General features: G+C 60.0%; 15 protein-coding genes. 11 read left to right on the top strand and 4 right to left on the bottom strand.

All coding sequences use genetic code 11. From position 1 onward, the window contains the following. Nucleotides 1-52 precede the first annotated feature (52 nt). From QMX84_RS00915 to QMX84_RS00870, 10 genes are all read left to right on the top strand, one after another. Complete coding sequence (locus QMX84_RS00915) at nucleotides 53-1,657, top strand: ShlB/FhaC/HecB family hemolysin secretion/activation protein (RefSeq protein WP_282362871.1); 1,605 nt, start codon at nucleotides 53-55, stop codon at nucleotides 1,655-1,657. 25 nt (nucleotides 1,658-1,682) lie between these two features. Continuing rightward, the gene (locus tag QMX84_RS00910; protein WP_282362870.1) at nucleotides 1,683-3,500 is read left to right on the top strand and encodes a MotA/TolQ/ExbB proton channel family protein; all 1,818 of its coding nucleotides are present in this window, start codon (nucleotides 1,683-1,685) and stop codon (nucleotides 3,498-3,500) included. 11 nt (nucleotides 3,501-3,511) lie between these two features. After that, nucleotides 3,512-3,937 carry a biopolymer transporter ExbD gene (locus QMX84_RS00905; protein ID WP_048372120.1) on the top strand — a complete coding sequence of 142 codons (426 nt, stop codon included), beginning with the start codon at nucleotides 3,512-3,514 and terminating at the stop codon, nucleotides 3,935-3,937. Nucleotides 3,938-3,943: 6 nt separating this feature from the next. Further along, the gene (locus QMX84_RS00900) at nucleotides 3,944-4,624 is read left to right on the top strand and encodes an energy transducer TonB (protein ID WP_153326368.1); all 681 of its coding nucleotides are present in this window, start codon (nucleotides 3,944-3,946) and stop codon (nucleotides 4,622-4,624) included. Between the two features lie 40 nt (nucleotides 4,625-4,664). Then, a complete protein-coding gene (locus QMX84_RS00895) occupies nucleotides 4,665-6,365 on the top strand; it encodes a putative porin (protein ID WP_282362869.1) in 1,701 nt (566 codons plus the stop codon). A gap of 18 nt (nucleotides 6,366-6,383) precedes the next feature. Continuing rightward, a complete protein-coding gene (locus QMX84_RS00890; RefSeq protein ID WP_262125951.1) occupies nucleotides 6,384-7,019 on the top strand; it encodes a DNA repair protein in 636 nt (211 codons plus the stop codon). A gap of 18 nt (nucleotides 7,020-7,037) precedes the next feature. Beyond that, nucleotides 7,038-7,529 (top strand): YbjN domain-containing protein, encoded by a 492-nt coding sequence (locus QMX84_RS00885; RefSeq protein ID WP_048372128.1) that lies wholly within the window; start codon nucleotides 7,038-7,040, stop codon nucleotides 7,527-7,529. Continuing rightward, a complete protein-coding gene (locus QMX84_RS00880) occupies nucleotides 7,526-8,467 on the top strand; it encodes a peptidylprolyl isomerase (RefSeq protein ID WP_262125950.1) in 942 nt (313 codons plus the stop codon). Before QMX84_RS00885 ends, QMX84_RS00880 begins: the two co-directional genes overlap by 4 nt. 102 nt (nucleotides 8,468-8,569) lie before the next feature. After that, complete coding sequence (locus tag QMX84_RS00875; protein ID WP_282362868.1) at nucleotides 8,570-9,553, top strand: LysR family transcriptional regulator; 984 nt, start codon at nucleotides 8,570-8,572, stop codon at nucleotides 9,551-9,553. Between the two features lie 115 nt (nucleotides 9,554-9,668). Next, on the top strand, nucleotides 9,669-10,463 hold the full coding sequence (locus QMX84_RS00870; protein WP_282362867.1) for an SDR family oxidoreductase: 795 nt from the start codon (nucleotides 9,669-9,671) through the stop codon (nucleotides 10,461-10,463). Nucleotides 10,464-10,550: 87 nt separating this feature from the next. On the opposite strand, the gene QMX84_RS00865 is transcribed toward QMX84_RS00870, so the two are convergent. From QMX84_RS00865 to QMX84_RS00850, 4 genes are all read right to left on the bottom strand, one after another. Then, complete coding sequence (locus QMX84_RS00865) at nucleotides 10,551-11,420, bottom strand: oxaloacetate decarboxylase (protein ID WP_048372137.1); 870 nt, start codon at nucleotides 11,418-11,420, stop codon at nucleotides 10,551-10,553. A gap of 313 nt (nucleotides 11,421-11,733) precedes the next feature. Next, nucleotides 11,734-14,091, bottom strand: coding sequence for a TonB-dependent receptor (locus QMX84_RS00860; RefSeq protein ID WP_282362866.1), 2,358 nt, complete (start codon nucleotides 14,089-14,091; stop codon nucleotides 11,734-11,736). A 76-nt stretch (nucleotides 14,092-14,167) separates the two neighbouring features. Next, a complete protein-coding gene (locus QMX84_RS00855) occupies nucleotides 14,168-15,007 on the bottom strand; it encodes a FecR domain-containing protein (RefSeq protein ID WP_282362865.1) in 840 nt (279 codons plus the stop codon). After that, complete coding sequence (locus QMX84_RS00850) at nucleotides 15,004-15,528, bottom strand: RNA polymerase sigma factor (protein WP_153389861.1); 525 nt, start codon at nucleotides 15,526-15,528, stop codon at nucleotides 15,004-15,006. Before QMX84_RS00850 ends, QMX84_RS00855 begins: the two co-directional genes overlap by 4 nt. Before the next feature lie 208 nt (nucleotides 15,529-15,736). On the opposite strand from QMX84_RS00850, the gene QMX84_RS00845 reads away from it, so the two are divergent. Next, complete coding sequence (locus tag QMX84_RS00845; protein ID WP_282362864.1) at nucleotides 15,737-16,510, top strand: ATP-binding cassette domain-containing protein; 774 nt, start codon at nucleotides 15,737-15,739, stop codon at nucleotides 16,508-16,510. Nucleotides 16,511-16,517: the final 7 nt, after the last annotated feature.

The following is a 16,517-nucleotide window of genomic DNA, read 5'->3' as shown; positions in this document are numbered from 1 at the left end:
CCTGTGTAACGCGCTAGGCAACGGGTTTTATTACGGCAATTTAGGGGGCGGTGTGGAGCATTTGTTCAAGTCAATCAGGCCGGTCGGCGGCGCAGCGCTGTGCTGGCTGGCGCTGGCGCAGCCGGTACTGGCGCAAGAGCAAGGCGCGCAGGCGCAAGGTGCAGAGCGGCGGGTAGACGTCAACGAGTACTTCGTACGCGGCAATACCGTGCTCGACGCGCAGGCCATCGAAGAAGCGGTGTATCCCTTCTTGGGGCCGCAAAAAACCTTGAGTGATATCGAGGGCGCCCGCGATGCCCTGCAGAAGACTTACCAGGACCGCGGCTATCAATCGGTGTTTATCGAACTGCCCGAGCAGAAAGTCGACGACGGTATCGTGTACCTGCAAGTCAGCGAAACCAAAGTCGGGCGGGTACGGGTGGTGGGCGCCAAGCACTATTCGCCTGTAGAAATCCGGGAAGAAGTGCCGGGCCTCAAGGAAGGCACCGTGCCGGATTTCACCAGCGTGCAAACCCAGCTCGCAGGCATCAACCGCAACGCCGGGCGCCAGGTCACGCCACTCGTCCACGAAGGGCAACGCCCCGGCACCATGGACATTGACCTGCAAGTCGAAGACCAAAGCCCCTGGCATGCCAGCCTGGGCCTGAACAACGACTACAGCGCCGACACCAAAAGGCTGCGCAGCGTCGCCACCGTGGGTTACGACAACCTCTGGCAGTTGGGCCACAGCGTTTCCCTGACGTTCTTCACCGCCCCGCAAGACATGGATAACGCCAAAGTCTGGTCCGGTTCTTATACCGCGCCTTTGAGCGAACGCTGGAGCCTGCAGTTCTCGGGTTATCAGTCGGACAGCAACATCGCCACCATCGGCGGCAGCAACGTGTTGGGTAAAGGTCATTCTTACGGTGTGTCGGCCATCTACAGTCTGCCGTCGAGCGGCACATGGGCCAACTCGCTGTCGGCCGGGGTCGATTTCAAAGACTTCGATGAGCAACTGCGCTTTGGCGAAAGCAACGACAAGGTGCCGCTCAAGTACGCGCCGCTGACCTTTGGCTACAACGGTTACAACTACACCGAACAAACACAGCTGGGGCTGGGCCTGAACCTGGTGATCGGCACCCGGGCTTTTTTCGGTTACGGCAGCGACTCCCAGGAATTTCGCGACAAGCGCTGGGATGCGAGCCCGAGTTTCGCCGTGCTCAAGGGCGACGCCAACCTGACCTCTACGTTCAAAAACGACTGGCAACTGGCGTCCAAGGTCGGCTTCCAGTTGGCCTCTGGCCCGCTGGTGTCCAACGAACAGTATTCCGCCGGCGGCGCCACCTCGGTGCGCGGTTACCTCGCCGCCGAGCGCACCGGTGACGAAGGCTACCTGCTCTCGCAAGAAGTACGTACCCCGTCGCTGGCCAAATACCTCGGCAGTTATGTGCAGGAATGGCGCTTTTACGCCTTTGCCGACGCGGCACAACTGTACCTGCGCGACGCGCTGGAAGAGCAAGAAGACGACTACCGCCTGGCCAGTGTCGGCCTCGGCACCCGGGCCAGTTTGAGCAAGTGGCTGTCCGGCAGCCTGGACTGGGGCTACCCGCTGATCGATGGCCCGAACACCCAAAAACATGACTCTCGACTGCACTTCAGTGTGCAGGCGACTTTCTGATTCGCTTTCACGGAGATCCGTTCACATGCAACGCATATTAATGAGTCTGTTGATTTGCCTGGGCTTCGCGCTCCCGGCCACCGCCCATGCCTGGTGGCAGGATGACTGGCACTACCGCAAACAGATTTCGGTGGACACCACGCCACAAGGCGCGGCCATTAATGACCCGCTGGGCCGCACTGCGTTGCTGGTTCGCCTGCACACCGGCAACTTCACCTTTGACGGGGTCAAGGAAGACGGTTCAGACCTGCGTTTTGTCAGTGCTGACGACAAGACGGTGTTCAATCACCAGATCGAAAGTTTTGACCCGCTGATGGGCATGGCGCTGATCTGGGTCGATGTACCCAAGGTCGAAGGCGGCCAGCGTCAAGACCTGTGGATGTACTACGGCAATCAGAAAGCCGCGGCCACTTCGAACGGTCAGTTGACGTTCGATCCGAACTACACCGCGCTTTACCATTTTGAAGGCGCCAACGGCACACCGGCACGTGACACCACGGCGTACGGCAACACTGCACAAAACGCCACCGGCACCAGCATTGACGGAGTTATCGGGCGTGCCTTGCAGCTTGGCGGCCAACCTGTGTTGCTGCCAGCCAGCCCGTCGCTGCAACACAACGCGGGTGCTGCGTTCACCTTCAGCACCTGGTTGCGTCTGGACCAGCCGGCCGGTGAGCAACTGTTGCTGGCCCGCCGTGAAGCCGGTCACAGCCTGTTGGTCGGTGCCGATCAGGGCGTGCCTTTTGTTGAAATCGACGGCCACCGTGCCGTCTCGAACCAGCCACTGAACCCGGGCCAATGGCAACACCTGGCACTGACTAGTGAAGGCGAAAAAACCTCATTGTTTGTCAACGGCCGTGAAGCCGCCAGCCTGGCAGTGGCCATGCCTGCCTTCAACTCACCGATGGCCATTGGTGCCGACGTGCCGCAGGCCGCTGACGCTGAGCCAAGCCACTACCAACCGTTGAATGGGGCCATTGACGAGTTGCGCCTGTCCAAGGTCGCCCGCCCGGCCAGCCTGCTGCTGGCAGATGCCACCGCGCAGGGTTCCGAGTCCAAACTGGTTGCCTATGGCGTTGATGAAGAACAGTCGGGCTTCGGCTTCGGCAGCCTGGGTTTTCTGTTCAATGCCGTGCCGATGGATGCCTGGATCATCATTTTGGTGCTGGTGGGCATGATGATTCAGTCGTGGATCATCATGATCCGCAAAAACCGCATGGTCACTCGCGTCAGCAAGGCCAACGAAGTGTTCCGCGAGCAGTTCGCCCAAGTTGGTACGCGTCTGGAAATGTTTGCCGATGACAAGGCCCTGGCCGAGCGTCTGACCCATTCGCCGCTGTGGCGCCTGTACCTGGTGGCGGTCAAGGAAATCCGTACCCGCCGTGCCCAGGGCGCTGATACCTCGTCGGTGTCTGCCGCCACCATCGAAGCGATCCGTTGCTCCATGGACGGTGTGCGCACCCGTGAAAACCAGCAACTGAGCTCAAAGCTCTCGACCCTCTCTAATGCCATCGCCGGCGGCCCTTACATCGGCCTGCTCGGTACGGTCATGGGGATCATGGTGGTGTTCCTCGGCACCGCGATGGCCGGTGACGTGAACATCAACGCCATTGCACCGGGTATGGCGGCCGCCTTGCTGGCCACGGCCATGGGCCTGTTCGTCGCGATCCCGGCACTGTTTGGCTACAACCGCCTGATTACCCGCAACAAGGAAGTCAGCGCTGACATGCGGGTGTTCGTCGATGAGTTCATCACCCGCCTGGCGGAAATGCACGGCGAGAGCCAATTCAGTGAAGCAGCGCATCAGCGCGGCCATCACGCCTACGCCGCGTTGCCGGCCTGAGGAGAAACGTCATGGCTTCTGTAAACGCCGCCCACGACGATGACGATGATGCCGCCGTCGACAGCATCAATATCACGCCCCTGGTAGACGTGCTGATGGTGGTGTTGGTGATGTTCATCCTCACCGCCACCGCACAAGTGTCGGGCATCCAGATCCACCTGCCTAAAGCCAGTGCTTCGGTGTCGTTATCCGAAGCCAAGACCAAGGCTATTTCGGTGAACGATGCCGGGCAGGTGTTCCTCGATGCCTACCCGGTCACCTTGAGCGAACTGGAAGAACGCCTGCGTATCGAGAAGGCGCAAAGCCCGGATTTCCCGGTCATCGTGCGCGGTGACGCCATGGTCCAGTACCAGAAAGTCATTGAAGTGCTCGACCTGCTGCGCCGCCTGGAGTTGTCCCAGGTCGGCCTGGTCACCGGCAAACCGAGTCAGGGCTGATACGACATGAGCGCACAGACTCCAAACACGCTCTTGCGCCCGCTGAAATGGGGCGCAGGTCTGCTGCTGGGCGGTGTTGCTGCCTGGTTTATCTGGCAGTGGGCCAATGACATGAGTGGCGTACGCCGGGAGGCACCGAAGGTGCCAACAATTATCCCGTTGCCGCCACCACCGCCACCGCCGCCAGAAAAACCCAAGGAGCCTGAACCGCAGGTGGAAGAAAAGGTGGTTGAGCCCGAGCCTTCACCGGAGCCCGAAGACGTCAAGCCCGAGGAAGAAGCACCGCCGTCACCGGCAGATGACCTGGCCAACCCGATGCAGATCGATGGCGACGCCCAGGCCGGTAACGACGGGTTCAACGTCGGCGCGGGCAAGGGCAGCGGCATGGCCGGTTCTGGCGGTGGCGGCCTGGGTACCGGGACGTACAAACAATACCTGGCGGGGGTCTTTCAGCGCCTGCTGCGCGAAGACCCGGAACTGCGCAAGAAGGCTTACCAGGTGCAGGCCGACCTGTGGCTGAGCGCGGATGGCCAGGTCACCCGTGTGGTGCTGGTGCAGTCCAGCGGTGACGCCCAAACCGATGCTCAGGTGCTGGCTGCCTTGCGTGCGCCGCATGCCACGCAGCGCACACCGGCTTCGCTGACCTTGCCGGTACGACTGTCCCTGAAGGGCCGTCGTCCGGAGTGATTGAACTTTTTTTGCAGTTTTTTACAGGAGTTGTGAGCACATGATTTCCCCCGTGAATCGACTGACCCTGGCGGTCGGCATGGTCATCGCGACCCTGGTTGGCCCCGCATCGGCAGCGACTGCCGCGCCCTCGGAAAACGCCACGATCAACCTGATCCGCCTGCTGGTCGAGCAAGGCGTGCTCAAGCAAGCGGCCGCTGACGGGCTGATTGCCCAGGCCGAACGTGAAGCTCAACAAGCCCGTCAGGCCAGCGCAGCCCCGGTGGTTGCCGCTGGCCCTGTGGCAGCGCCTGGCGATGTACGGGTGCAATACGTGCCGACCGCCGTGCGTGACCAGATCCGTGATCAGGTCAAGGCTGAAGTGATGGCCACCGCCAAGCAGGAAAACTGGGCTCAGCCCAACACCTTCCCGGAGTGGGCTTCACGCATCAGTTTTGACGGCGACATCCGCCTGCGCGACGAATCCCGTTACTTCTCGGGCCACAACAGCAATGAAATCGTCGACTACGCCAAGTTGAACGAAAACGGCCCTTACGACGTTAACAAAGACAGCAACACCAAGATGCCGCCGTTGCTGAACACCCGCGAAGACCGCGAAAACCTGCTGCGCCTGCGTGCGCGTCTGGGCATGAAAGCGATCATCTCGCCGGAATGGACGGCGGGCATCCGGGTCGGCACCGGCAATGACAACAGCCCGGTATCGGCCAACCAGACCCTGGGCGGCGGTTTTGGCAAGAAAGACCTGTGGCTTGATCAGGGTTACTTGAGCTGGAAAGCCATGCCGGGCCTGACCTTGACCGGCGGCCGCTTTGCCAACCCGTTCTACTCAACGGACATGATGTACTCCAAAGACCTGAACTTTGACGGGATCGCAGCCAACTTCAATCACACGTTCAACAAGGATTGGGGTGTGTTCGCTACGTTGGGCGCGTTCCCGGTTGAGTACAGTTCGGACACCGCGAGCAGCAACGGGCTGGACAAGGAAGACAGCAAAAACAAGTGGATGTTTGGCGGCCAGATCGGCGCTGACTGGAAGCTCAACAGCGACAACAGCCTGAAGGGCGCGCTGGCTTACTATCGCTTTGAAGACCTTGAAGGCAAACGTTCTGCCCCGTGCAAGCCGTGGCAAGGCCAGCCAGGGTGCGACACCGACGGTTCCCGCCTGACCTTTATGCAAAAGGGCAACACGGTGTTCTTGCTGCGCGACATCGTGCCGAACCCGGATACCCCTGGCCTTACGCCACAGCCTCAGTTTGTCGGCCTGGCCTCCAAATTCGATGTGCTTGACCTGAACCTGGCATGGGACGCCCAACTGCCGGAAAACCTGATGCTGCGCACCCAGGGCAACTACATCCGCAACCTGTCATACAACAAAGGCAAGATGCTCAAGCGCTCGGAAGGCGAGATCGTCAACAACCTCAACAGCAGCGGCGAGTTTGAGAGTGGCGGCAACGCAATGATGCTGCAATTCACCCTCGGTAACGCGCTGGAAATGCGCAAACGTGGCGACTGGAACGTGCTCGCGGGCTACAAATACATCCAGCCTGACGCCTTGCCGGACGGCTTCAACGACTCGTCCTTTCACTTGGGCGGCACCAATGCCAAGGGCTATTTCGTCGGCGGCAGCTACGGCATCGACAAAAACATCTACGCCAGTGCTCGTTGGTTGAGCGCCTCCGAAGTGTATGGCGCGCCGTTTGAGGTCGACGTCATGCAACTGGAACTCAACACGCGCTTTTGATGCGCCGGGAGAAACCACATGAACACCCGAATTTGCGGCCTGGTACTGGCCTTGGGCAGCCTGGCCGCGACCGGTGCATCAGCCGAAGGTATGGAGGAGCGCCTGCGCACGCAATTGCGCAGCACCACTGCGCAATTACAGACGCTGCAAAGCGAGCAGGCCCAGGCCAGCGCCGCGCGCATCGCTGCCGAAAACCAGGCTAAACAGGCGCAGGCACAGATCAAGCAATTGACCGCCGAGCTTGAGAAAACCCGAGGCATGGCCGAGCAGTTGGTGGGTCAGCAACAGAACCTGCACAACCAGGCGCAAGCTCAGGTAGCGGCGAGCAACGAACAGACCGGCAAGTTTAAAAAGGCCTATGAAGACCTTTTGCAACTGGCGCGGGGCAAAGAAGCCGAACGTGCACGCTTGCAGACGCAATTGACCGAACGTGACACACACCTGCAGCAATGTGCTGCCAAGAATCAACAGATGTACGGCGTGGCCCAGCAACTGCTCGCGGCTTACGAAAAAATCGATGTGGCTGAGGTGATGAGTATTCGCCAGCCATTCGCCAGCGGCGCACGGGTCAAGTTCGAAGAACTGGCCCAGGGCTTTGGCGACGATTTGTACAAGACCCGGTTTGATGCACCTCAAGCAGCCCTCAATCATTGATAGACAAGGAAGCACACCATGAGCGATTTGATCACTAGCGTTACCGTCCAGACCCTGACTGAGCTGCTGCAAGCGGCAGGCTACCGCGTCAACGAAACCGAACAGAACGGCATCGTGCAACTGCTCAGCGCCAGCCAAGGCATCGGTTTTGCCGTGCGTTTCGGTAACCCGGCAGTGGAGCAGGGCAGCTACGTTGACTTTACCTACAGCTGTGCATTGCGCGTTCAAGGCCAACTGCCACAAGGCCTGACCGAAGTGTGGAACGCTTCGCGGCGCTTTGCTCGCCTGTCGCTGCAGGGCGAGTTCTTGCTGATGGAAATGGACGTGGTCGTGGCCGGAGTCGGTGAAGTCCACCTGCGCAGCCAGCTGGAGCTATGGGACCGCTTGCTGCAAGAGTTCATCGTGTACCTGCGTGAATACAGCCAGCAAGCGGCGCAGTTGGCAGCCCAGGCCGAGAAACAAGAACAGACCGAGTCTGTCGACAACCGCGAAGAGGCGACTGCCCTGTGAAGAAACCAACCCTGGTGGTCGGCGCGGGCGCGTTGACCTTGCTGGTGGTAGCGGTGGTATTGAGCCTGCGTCCGGGTAGCGACCCGGTTGCCGCTCAGCAACCGGCGCCGGTCCTTGATCTGCAGCAAAGCGGCCCTGCGGTCGCCCGCCTGGGCAGTCAGCAAATAGATGTCCAGGAACTCAAGTCGGTGATGGCGACTTTACCGCCCGAGGCCCGCGAGCAACTGCGCAGCAACCGCAGTGCTCTGGAGACCTGGCTGCGTTCCCGATTGGCACAAAAGGCCGTTCTGGAACAAGCCGATGCCCAGGGCTGGCGTCAGCGCCCCGAGGTTGAGCAACAGACTCGCGCTGCCGCCGAGCAGATCGTATTCCGCGATTACATGTTGTCGGTCAGCGAAGTGCCGGCCAACTACCCGAGCGCCGCCGAACTGCAAGCGGCCTATGACAGCGGCAAGGCTCAATGGGGGACGCCGGCACAGTATCAAGTCAGCCAGATCTTCCTCGCAGTGGGCCCGGGGCAACGCGCAGAAGGGGTGCGCCGCCAGGCGTTGGAGCTGAGCCGCAAGGCTCAAGAGGCGCCGGGTGAGTTTGCAGAACTGGCGACCCAGTACTCGCAAGAGCCCAACAGCGCCGGGCATGGCGGGGATATCGGGATGCAGCCGCTGGAACAGCTGCTGCCAGAGGTACGTGGCGTGGTCTCGCGGCTCAAGGTCGGTTCAGTGTCGGATGTGGTGCAAAGCTCGGCGGGTTTTCATGTGCTCAAGCTCACGGCCCAACAGCCTGCACGTACCGCCACCCTCGACGACATGCGCGAGCGCCTGACTCAGGCCTTGCGCGCCCAGCGTCAGGAGCAAATCGCCAAGTCGTATCTGGAAGGCATGCTCAACACGGCAACCCTGAGCATCGATGGTGCGCAGTTAAACAAAGTACTTGAGTAAACCCCGCGCAAGGACGCGACACTGCAACAGGCTGCGATTACCAACAAAATCAACAGATCGCAGCTTGCCCCGCGCCGGCACCAAGACAGGGAGTCACCCTACATGGCATTTCAAGAATCGGCTGCACCCCAAAGCAACACCGGCTACCGCAAATCCTGTGAATTGCCAGAACCAAGGATGCTTCTGGCGAACACCCTGAGTAGCGATGTAGCGCGATTTTTTCTGGTGAGCGCCCGCTGTGGCTGCTTTACCCAGGCAGCACGCAGCCTGAACATCAAGGCCACGCTATTACGCAGGCAACTGACCCAACTGGAAGATCGCCTCAACTGTACATTATTCAACTATCAGGGCAGGTCGCTGGTACTCAGCCCTGAAGGCCAACGATTGCAGGCCCAACTGATTGCCCTGGCGGACGCAGAGCAATTATCGGTGGCCATGGCCGAGCAACCGCGCATTCGCCTGGCCGTCGCCGAAACAATCCTGCACGACATCCTGGGGCGTGACCTGATTGCCTTGTTACGCCGAAATGCCAGCATCCGCCTGGACATCATCTCGCTGAAAAACCACCACGCCTTGCAAACGGTCGAGGCTGACGTGGTGCTGTGGCTCTCAGATATGGACCCAACCCCGTCGGGCCCGAGTTTCGCCGTTGAGTCCGTCAGGCCGCTGGCGCGCCTGCACTACCTGCCGCACATCGCCAAACGTTACTCGCGGCTAATGACCCGCCCAGAAACCCTCGACGACCTGGCTGACTACATGCTGGTGCAGTGGCACCCGGACCAACAGGTACAGGTGCTGCAGCCATGGAATACGCTGGTGGAACAGCGTCAGGCGGCGGTGGTGCACGTACACGATTACTCATTGATGCTGGAAATGATCCGCTGCGGCGCCTGCATCGGTTTACTGCCGCGCTACATGAGCCACTGTGATCGCGGCCTCACCGCCATCCCCGGGCTGCTGCCCGCAAATCTGGAGCGGCAGGCCTGGCTGGCCGTCAATGCCGCCGCAGCATTCCCGCAAGAGGCACAGCGGCTGGTGGACCTGATCGTCAGCACCTTTGAAGGGCGCAAAGAGTGGTTTGATTGACACTCGTGGGTGCCAAGGGGTTTTTGAACGGTCGGGGAGTCAATTCGCTTTGTTGAAGGTCGTACTGAGTGTGCCCACCACACATCCGCACGATCAATCATGAGAAGGAGCAGTGATGAACATCCAATTCAATGACAAACGCGCACTGGTAACGGCTTCCACCGGGGGTATCGGTTTTGCCATCGCCCAGGGCCTGGCAGAGGCGGGCGCACAGATCGTCCTCAATGGTCGCAGCACGGAGTCTGTGGCTGAAGCCGTCGCCAGGTTGACGAAAGCGGTGCCGGGCACGTCGGTGCAGGGTATTGCTGCTGACTTGAGCACCGCCGAGGGTGTTGCGGCGCTGGTTCGTGATGCCGGTGAGGTGGATATTCTGGTGAACAATGCCGGTATCTATGGGCCTCAGGACTTTTACGAAACCGATGACGAGGTCTGGGACAGCTATTGGCAAACCAATGTGATGTCCGGGGTTCGCTTGAGCCGGGCATTGCTGCCGGCCATGGTCAATAAAGGCTGGGGGCGGGTGGTGTTTATGTCGTCGGAGTCGGCACGCAATATTCCGGCTGACATGATCCATTACGGCGTGTCCAAGACAGCGCTACTGGCGTTGGCGCGAGGGCTGGCCAAGCGGGTTGCAGGTAGCGGTGTGACCGTTAACAGCGTGTTACCGGGCCCGACACTCTCGGACGGGGTTGCAAACATGCTGAAAGACGAGGTTGAGCGTACGGGTAAAACCCTGGAGTCAGTGGCGACTGCATTTGTTTTACAGCATCGGCCCAGCTCGATCATTCAGCGCGCAGCAACGGTTGAAGAAGTCGCCAACATGGTCGTCTACGTGTGTTCACCTCAGGCGTCGGCGACGACAGGGGCGGCACTGCGGGTAGACGGCGGTGTGGTAGATGACATCGTCTGACCTAACGCTCTCCATGCGGTCGTTGTCCAACCACAGGTCTATCAAGGTGGTGAGATAACGGCCGTGTTATCCAACCGGGGGGGTGAATCACTCTTTTACGTCCATGAACTCTTTGGCCCAAGCCACGTAGTCTTCCGGCTGGGTGTAGGTGTGGGTCAGTTCGGTAGCGCTGAGGTTATTGGTGCTGTTGGTCAGGTGACGTTGGGCACGCAGGCTGTCGTAGGTGGCCTTGATCGACGCAAAGTAAGCGGCATGACCGGCGACGACAATGCGTACACCCAAGCTGGCCAGACGCTGGCTGTCATTGAGTTTCGGGTTGCCATATGTCACCAGCATCAACGGCACTGTGAGCTTCTCGGAAATTTGCTCAAGCTGGGCAAAGTCGTCGATCCCCACGATGCAAATGCCGTCTGCACCGGCTTTTTCATAAGCCTGGGTGCGTTTGATCACGTCTTCGGTAGACAACACGCCAGCGTTGGTCCGCGCGATGATCGAGAGCGCCGGGTCTACACGGGCTTCCAGGGCGGCCTTGATTTTGCCGATGCCTTCATCGATAGAAATCAGGTCGGTGGATTTGCGGCCAAATTGTGCGGGCAGCAAGGTGTCTTCAATGGTCAGTGCGGCAACACCGGCACGCTCAAGTTCTTCGACGGTGCGCATCACGTTGAGGGCATTGCCATAGCCGTGGTCAGCATCGGCAATGAAAGGCAACTGAGCGACGCGGCCGATACGGGTGGCCTGCTCGACGAATTCACTCAAGGTGATGAGGGCAAAATCAGGGGCTGCCAGAACTTGCAGCGACGCCACCGAGCCACCGAGGATACCGACCTCAAAACCCAGATCAGCGGCGATACGTGCGGACATCGGGTCAAAAACCGAAGCCGTTTCGAAACACGCAGGGGTGGCAAGCAATTGGCGGAAGTTATTGCGCAGGGCGGTGTGGGACTTTTTGGGCATGATCTTTCCTGTTTCTGGCCATCATCGAATTACGATCTATGCCTGTTCATGGTTCAGCGAGACTACCACGCAGCAAAACACAGGTTTATGACGTTTCAGAATGGGCTATGCCGCAACTGCATACCTTAAGTGTGGCGAGATGCCTTTATGAAGAAAGTTTCATCAATCGGAGGCTCCATTGAGGCTGAAGCGTTTCTGCCCCTCGCGGTTGCTGTGCGCATGGACGTCGCCTCGCAAAGCTCGACAACTGCTACGGGATTTGGGGCCGGGCAAATCAAAAGCGCCCTCTCCCGAAGGAGAGGGTGGCTGTTAATCAGAACTGATAGTTCAGCCCCAACGTCAACGAGCGTTGCGGTGCAGGTTGGCGGCCCCACGGGCTGGTGTCGATGCCACGGAAGTAATACTCGCGGTTGAACAGGTTGCTGATGCCCGCAGAGGCGGTCAGCAAGCTGTGGTCTTGCAGCTTGAACTGGCGCTCGATGGCGGTATTCCACAGCCAGTAGGCGGGCAGCCGGCCGACCGAGGCAATGGCGTCTTCGTCGACGCTGTTGGCGGCGTCGGTGTAGGCGCTGCTCACGTACAGGCCATCGAGGCTGTAGCTCCAGTGTTCGGCAAAACGGTAATGACCGTCGACGCTGAACTGGTTGCGCGAAGCGAAGGGCACGTCATTGCCTTTGTAGATACCGTTACGCTGCTTGGCATCGAGGTAGGCATAACTGGCGTGCAAGTCAAGGGCGGGCAGGGCTTGCGGGGTCCAGAAGATTTCACTTTCGATGCCCTGGTGACGGGTGCTGCCCAGGTTGACGAAGCGGTCGGTGGTGCCGTTGTAGACGATCTGATCCTCAAAATCGATGCGGTACAGGCCCATATCGACGCGCAGGCCGTCCCAAGGTGTATAGCGCACGCCCGTTTCGTAGTTCCACGCCAGTTCAGCACCGACCTGACCTTCCTTGACGATCTGCGTGACTTGCGGCGGCCGCAGGGATTTCTGCGCGTTGGCGTACACGTACCAGTCGTCACTGGCCTGGAAGCCGACGGTCAGGCCCGGCAACCACTCCCGGGAGGTGTTCTCGTTGGTAAAGCCGGTGATGCCGTCGTCGTAATCCATGCGCGCATTTTCATAACGCGCACCGGGGGTGATGGTCAGGCGGTTGTCGAACAGGCCGATGGCGTTGCTGATGTAGAACGCCTTGGCCGAGTCATTGAACTGCCAGTCACGGAACGGCGTGGTTTTGCCCGTGGCAACGCTTTGGCGATCGACCTTGTAGTCGATGTCTTCCTTGACGTAGCGGGCACCCAGCAACCAGGTCTGGCTGACCTGGTCGCCGTCGATGTTCATGCTCAGGCGCGGCTCGCTGCCCCAGACCTTAAAGTCTCGCGGGCCATCCTGCTTGGTAACGGCGGTGCCATCCGGGGTGAAAGGCAGGCCCACGACAAAGTTGCGGTAGCTCTTGTGGGCGAAGTTGGTCCAACTGAACTGCACCGAATCGAACGGCCCAATAGCGCCCAATTGTTGGGTGTAGGTGCCCCAGACGCGGTCGGTATTGCCTTCGAAGTTGTCCAGCGGGCGGGTCGACTGGCGCGGGTTGTCTTTGTAGTCGCGCACGCTGAGGGCGCCCGGCAGGTCCATGTCGGCGCGGTAGTGCTGAATGCCGAAGCTCAGGTCACGGTCATCGTCGATGTTCCATTGGCCGCGCAGGCGGTAGTTCTGGATATCCGTGTCGGAGTGTTCACGACCGGTTTCACCATTGATGCTGTTGAGGTCCAGTTGCAGGCCGAAATTGTCGGTCAGGTAACCGCCGGTGCCCACGTAGGTGTCCCACAGCTGGCGGCCTCCGGGGTTGAAGGTGGTGCGCTCTTGAACGGTATTTTGCCACTCGCGAGGGATGGGTTTGCTGATGAAGTTGATCACGCCGCCGACGTTGTTAGGGCCGTATTGCACCGCCGCGCCCCCACGTACCACGTCGATGCGATCCACCGTCGCCATGGTTACCGGGAACAATGAAAGCCCGGTCTGGCCATAGGGCGCCAATGCCAGCGGAATCCCGTCGGACAAAGCCTGAACCCGGCCGCTGCGGCTTTCATAGAGGCCGCGCACGGCGATTTGTGGCAGTGCGCCGGTGCCGGTTTCGTCAAACACCTTGACCCCCGGTACACGTTGCAAGGCTTCATCGACCCCGCGCACGCTGGCTTTTTGCAGTTGCTCGTTGCCAATCACCGTACGGCTGCCCGCGTAGGTGCGAACTTGCGGGTCGGTGGCGCTGCCCAGCACATCGCCTTTGATCACCATGGTGCCCAAGGCTACCGGCTCAGCAGGCGGTGGCGGGGTGAGGGTATTGGCCTGGGTGTCTTGCGCGACGATAAAAAACGTCTGGTCGTCGCGCTTTTGCACGTTAAGGCCATGTTTATCGAGCAGTCGGTGCAGGGCTTCTTCAGCGGTATAGCGACCTTTGAGCGCCGGGGTGGTGCTGTTGCCGACCACGTCGCTGGCGAAAATGATTTGCACGCGGGACTGTTGGGCCAGCGTATTCAGCGCTTGCTCCAGGTTGCTGCTCGGCAAGTCGACGTCGAACGTATCTTTGTCCTGGGCATTGGCCGAGAGGGCGAACAGAAGGCTGGTGGCGAGTACAGACAGCGACAGATACTGACGCGCCGGCAAGCGTTGTTTCATGGACGGGGCTCCTGAGAACGTTAGGGTTAGTTCTATTGCCGTCACCCGCACGGCAAAACCCTACCTCGTCACTGAATTATTTTTTTGCAGGCTTGTGGGTGATGTGCAACGTACCGTCCGCATCCCGTGCCGTCGCCAGGGGCAAGATATGCGGTAACAGGTCGAGCAGGGCTTCAACGTTGTCGGTGTTAAAAACGCCGCTGATGGGCAATTGCGCCAGGGCTGGATCTTCGAGGCGGATCGGTGCCTGACGATAACGCTGGATCTGCGCGATGGCCTGTGCCAGCGGGGTACGCGAGAACACCAGCTTGCGTTCTTGCCAGGCCAGCACGCCGTGCATGTCGGCGTTTCGGGTTGGCTGTAGCTGACCGTCAAGGACCGCCAACTGCTGCCCCGGAATCAGCCGCTGTTGCTGTGCCGGATCGGTGATTGACTGCACGTTGACGCTGCCGCGCACCAATGCCACGTGCACGGCATTCTCTTCGCGGGCCACATTGAACAGGGTGCCCAGCACAGTCACGCGGGCAGCACCGGCATCCACCTGGAACGGGCGCCACAGCGTTTTGCTGACATCGAACAAGGCCTGTCCGCTGTTGAGTGCCACGCGACGCGAACGCAAGTGCCAACTGACTTCAACCTGGGTGCCGCTGTCGAGCACCACCCGGCTGCCGTCTGCCAGATCGAGCACGCGCCGCTCACCCAGTGCACTGCTGTACTGCTCGATGTGATAGCTGGGGTCTGTCCAGAACAGGCCTGCACCCACCAGCGCCACCAGGGCCCCAACCACCAGCGGCGTGCGCGGTTTGCGCGGCTTGGGAGTGGGCATCGGAAAGCGCTTGCGCAGCTCTTCGCGATGGCGAGCCAGGGTTTCGTCTTCGGCAGACAGCGGTTGCTCGGGTGAAGAGGGCGTGTTCATAAAGGGCCGGGCGGACGATCCAGGTGTGCGCGGCAGGCAGCAATGCCCAGGCGCAGGTGTTTTTCGACGGTTTTTAGTGAAATGCCCATACGTGCAGCCACTTCAGCCTGAGGCAATTCGTGAATCTTGTGCATGACAAAGACCATCTGGCAGCGCTCCGGCAATTGGCTGATGGCCTGGGTGAGCAACTCCAGCTCCCGAGCCGACTCATACTGGCGCGTTGGTGACGGCGCCGGGCAGACAGCATCCAGCGGTTCGGGCATCTCAATGAGCCAGGCCTGGCTGCGTCGCTCACTGCGGTAGCGGTTGACCGCTTGATCGTGGGAGATCTTGCGCAACAACGCCAACGGCGTGTGGACGTTATCCTTTTCGCGTTTTTCAAGCAATTGCACGCAGACATCATGGACCACTTCGCGGGCAAAACCGCGATCGCCAAAACGCCGACGCACATGATCAACCAGCTCGTCGTAGTGACGCACCAGTGTACTGAGCAGTGAGGGTTTGACGGGGTCGAAGGGCATGATCGGCCTGAGCGGGTGCAGAGCGGCAGCAAATATAAATGAGAAATGTTTCCATTCATAGTAAAGATTGCCACGGCGTGCTTGCGCTCATTGGAGGAGCACTTACCGGCCGCAAAAGGGTTTCAAAACCCAAGAATGCGTCGTACAGTCTCGCGCGGCAAAACGCTAGTCGCTACGGCACGCACCCACGGTCAACCAAGGCATAACCATGATCGATTTGAACCAGGTCAGCGCTTTTCAACAGCAAACACAGGTCTTCGACCGCGTCACGCTTCACATTGGCTACAACGAACGCGTGGCCATCCTTGGCCCAAACGGCGCCGGCAAAAGCACCCTGTTAAAGCTCATCAACCGTGAGATCTACCCGGTTGAACGCGAAGGCAGCTACCTGAAGCTGTTCGGCGATGAAACCGTGAACCTGTGGGCCCTGCGCAGCAAGATCGGCTTCGTGTCCCAGGACATGCAAGAGGATTACACCCCGTACACCTCGGCGCTGGATGTGGTGGTGTCCGGCTTCTTTGGCGCCATGGGCGCCCACGCTCACTTGCAGCCCAATGAAGAACACATCACCTTAGCCCGCAACCTGATGCAGCAATTGGGCAGTGATATCGAAGAGCAGCGCATGTTCCAGCGCCTGTCCACCGGGCAAAAGCGCCGCTTGCTGCTGGCCCGCGCCCTGGTTCACCACCCGCAAGCACTGATCCTCGACGAACCCACCAGCGGCCTGGACATGGGCGCCAGCCTTGGGTTGCTGTCGCTAATGCGTAATTTCTGTGGCGAAGATCGTGCCATGATCATCACCACTCACCACATCGACGAGATCATTCCGGAAATCGACCGGGTGATTCTTATCAGCCAGGGCAAACTGATTGCCGACGGGCCCAAGCGCGAGATCCTCACCAGCGAGAAGCTTTCGGCGCTGTATCAAACTGAATTGCAAGTCTCGGAAAACAACGGCTGGTATCGCTGCTGGCACGCGTAACAGCGCT

Origin of the sequence: Pseudomonas sp. PS01297 (assembly GCF_029959305.1) — a bacterium.
Taxonomy (GTDB): Bacteria; Pseudomonadota; Gammaproteobacteria; order Pseudomonadales; family Pseudomonadaceae; genus Aquipseudomonas; species Aquipseudomonas helleri.
The sequence above is the reverse complement of the archived record's forward strand: the minus strand, read 5'-3'. Positions and strand labels throughout refer to the sequence as shown.